3 protein-coding genes are annotated in these 3,564 nt (G+C 75.5%); all 3 read left to right on the plus strand.

The window, feature by feature from the left end:
• Positions 1–333 (plus strand): Rieske (2Fe-2S) protein (locus tag WCS02_RS18710; protein WP_340295799.1); only part of this gene is annotated, 333 nt, incomplete at its 5' end.
• 51 nt (positions 334–384) lie between these two features.
• The gene (uvrC, locus tag WCS02_RS18715) at positions 385–2,529 is read left to right on the plus strand and encodes an excinuclease ABC subunit UvrC (RefSeq protein WP_340295800.1); all 2,145 of its coding nucleotides are present in this window, start codon (positions 385–387) and stop codon (positions 2,527–2,529) included.
• 54 nt (positions 2,530–2,583) lie between these two features.
• Positions 2,584–3,468 (plus strand): RNase adapter RapZ, encoded by an 885-nt coding sequence (gene rapZ / locus WCS02_RS18720; protein ID WP_340295801.1) that lies wholly within the window; start codon positions 2,584–2,586, stop codon positions 3,466–3,468.
• Positions 3,469–3,564: the final 96 nt, after the last annotated feature.

Consider the following 3,564-nt stretch of genomic DNA (forward strand, 5'->3'; position numbering starts at 1 on the left):
GGCACGGCGACCGGCGGCGCGGGCGGGACGGCGGCCGGCGCCTCCGTGCCGCTGGCGGACGTGCCGGTCGGCGAGGCCGTCGTGGTGGACGTCGACGGCGCGCGATACGTCGTCGCCCAGCCCAGCGAGGGCGAGGTGGTCGCGTTCTCGGCCAGCTGCACCCACGCGGGCACCACCGTCGAGGCCGCCGGCGGGCTCGAGCTCCGCTGCCCCAACCACGGCAGCCGTTTCGACGCCGCCGACGGGGCCGCCGTGCTCAACGGCCCGGCCGAGGAGCCGCTGCCGTCGGTGGGAGCACGCGTCGAGGGCGACCAGGTCGTCCTGGACGTCTGAGCGCCTGCCCTGACGGCAGGGCTGTCACCGGCGGCGCCTACCCTCGTCGTCGTGGCGGACCCCTCGACCTACCGCCCCAAGACGGGTGAGATCCCGGAGCTGCCGGGTGTCTACCGGTTCTCCGACGCCCACGGGCGGGTCATCTACGTCGGCAAGGCCAAGAGCCTCCGGCAGCGGCTCAACAGCTACTTCGCCGACCCGGCCGGGCTGCACCCGCGCACCCAGCAGATGGTGTTCACGGCGGCGTCGGTCCAGTGGACGACGGTGGGCACCGAGGTCGAGGCGCTCCAGCTCGAGTACTCCTGGATCAAGGAGTTCGACCCGCGGTTCAACGTCAAGTACCGCGACGACAAGTCCTACCCGTGGCTGGCCGTCACGGTGGGCGAGGAGTTCCCGCGCGTGCAGGTGCTGCGCGGCGCCAAGCGCAAGGGCACCCGGTACTTCGGGCCGTACTCCCACGCCTGGGCGATCCGGGAGACCGTCGACCTGCTGCTGCGCGTGTTCCCCGTCCGCACCTGCAGCATGGGCGTCTTCAAGCGGGCTGGCCAGGTCGGCCGGCCCTGCCTGCTCGGCTACATCGACAAGTGCTCCGCGCCGTGCGTGGGGCGGGTGAGCGCCGACGAGCACCGCGACATCGTCGAGGACTTCGTCGACTTCATGGCCGGCGACGCGGCCCGCTTCGTCCGCCGGCTCGAGGGGCGGATGCGCGACGCCGCGGGGCTGCAGGACTACGAGCGCGCCGCCCGGCTCCGCGACGACATCGGCGCCCTGCAGCGCGCGCTCGAGCGCAACGCCGTCGTCCTGCCCGACGCCACCGACGCCGACGTGTTCGCCCTGGCCGAGGACGAGCTCGAGGCGGCCGTGCAGGTGTTCCACGTCCGCGGCGGGCGGATCCGCGGCCAGCGCGGCTGGGTCGTGGAGAAGGTCGAGGACGTGAGCACGCCCGACCTCGTCGAGCGGCTGCTCCAGCAGGTGTACGGCTCCGAGGACGCCGCCGAGGCCACCGGCTCCGTCCCCCGCGAGGTCCTCGTCCCGGTCGAGCCGACCGACGCCGACGAGGTGCGCGACTGGCTGAGCGCCCGGCGGGGCTCCCGCGTCGACGTCCGGGTGCCCCAGCGGGGCGACAAGCGCACCCTCATGGACACCGTGGCCGGCAACGCCAAGCAGGCCCTGGCGCTGCACAAGACGCGCCGCGCGGGCGACCTCACCACCCGCGGCCTCGCGCTGCAGGAGCTGCAGGAGGCGCTCGGCCTGCCCGAGGCGCCGCTGCGGATCGAGTGCTACGACGTCTCCCACCTCATGGGCACCGACCGGGTGGCGTCGATGGTGGTCTTCGAGGACGGCCTGCCGCGCAAGGGCGAGTACCGCACGTTCAACGTGCGCGGCGACCACGGCGAGGACGACACCGCCGCCATGCGCGAGGTGCTGCAGCGGCGGTTCCGGCGCTACCTCGAGGACCGCGAGCAGGCCGGCGACCTGGAGATGGGCCCCGACCCCGAGGACGAGGTGCCGACCGGTCCGGGCGCCATCGACCCCACCACCGGGCGGCCCCGCCGCTTCGCCTACCCGCCGCAGCTCGTCGTCGTCGACGGCGGCGCCCCGCAGGTGTCCGCGGCCGCGGCGGCGCTGGCCGACATGGGCGTCGGCGACGTCGCCGTCGTCGGCCTCGCCAAGCGGCTGGAGGAGGTCTGGCTGCCCGACGACGACCACCCGCTGGTCCTGCCGCGCACCTCGCAGGGGCTGTACCTGCTGCAGCGGCTGCGCGACGAGGCCCACCGCTTCGCCATCGGCAAGCACCGGGCCAGGCGCACCAAGGGGATGACCGTCAGCGAGCTCGACGGCGTCCCCGGGCTCGGCCCCACCCGTCGCAAGGCCCTGCTCGACGCGTTCGGGTCGGTGCGCGCGCTGCGGCAGGCCGAGGCCGAGGAGATCGCCGGCGTCAAGGGCATCGGGCCGGCGCTGGCGGCGACCGTCGTGGCCGCGCTCCGCCCCGACGCCCCGACCACCGAGGCCGCCGCCCGGGCCGCCGGGGCAGCCGGGGCGGGGGAGGACGGCCAGGGCGCCACGGACGGTCCCGCCGCCGCGCCGTCCGGTGCCACCGCCCTGTCCGCGCTCGGCCCCGGCGACGGCGGCACGAGCGACCTCGACGACATCGGCGCGGTCGACATGGCGACCGGCGAGGTGCTCAGCCGCTAGGCGCGGCATGCTGGGCGACGACCGGCACCCCCACCCACCGGCAGGAGCCGCCACGTGACCGACGCGCACCCGGACGAGGCCGAGGTCCTCATCATCACCGGCCTGTCCGGAGCCGGGCACTCCACGGCGTCCAACGTGCTGGAGGACGACGGCTGGTTCGTCGTGGACAACCTGCCGCCGCAGATGCTCCCGCCGCTGGCCGAGCTCACCATCCGCGCCGGCGGCGCCGTGCCGCGCCTGGCCGTGGCCATCGACGTCCGCGGCCGCAGCTTCACCCCGGACCTGTCCAAGGCCCTCGACGACGTCCGTGCCAAGGGGCTCACCCCGGTCGTCATGTTCCTCGACGCGGCCGACCAGGTCCTCCTCCGGCGCTTCGAGTCCGTCCGCCGCCCCCACCCGCTGCAGCCCCCCGGCACGGTGCTCGACGCCATCGCCCGCGAGCGGCTCCTGCTGCAGCCCGTCCGCGACCTCGCCGACATCTACCTGGACACCAGCGAGACCAACGTCCACCAGCTCGCCGCCAAGGTCCGCGCGGCCATGCGGCCCCGTGCGCCCGGCTCGGCGGACCTGCACCTCACGGTGATGTCGTTCGGGTTCAAGCACGGCGTGCCCGTCGACGCGGAGAACATCGCCGACGTCCGGTTCCTGCCGAACCCGCACTGGGTGCCGGGGCTCCGGCCGCGGACCGGGCTGGACCCGGAGGTCGCCGAGTACGTCTTCGCCGACCCCGCGGCCGAGGGCTTCGTCGAGGCGTACACCCGTTGCCTGGAGGTCATCACGCGCGGCTACCGCGAGGAGAACAAGCGCTTCGCCGTGGTCGCCGTCGGCTGCACCGGCGGCAAGCACCGCAGCGTCGCCGTCGCCGAGGCGCTCGCGCTCCGGCTGGCGGGCGAGGGCGTCGTCACGCACGCGGTCCACCGGGACCTGGGGCGGGAGTAGGTGGCCGGCCAGCTGCCCCGCTCGCCCCGGCCCGGCGCCGTGCCCCCCGGGGGCCGGCGCGCCCGCCGCGGCGGCCGGGTCGCCGTGACCGCCCTC

It is taken from the genome of Aquipuribacter hungaricus (genome assembly GCF_037860755.1).
Classification (GTDB): Bacteria; Actinomycetota; Actinomycetes; order Actinomycetales; family JBBAYJ01; genus Aquipuribacter; species Aquipuribacter hungaricus.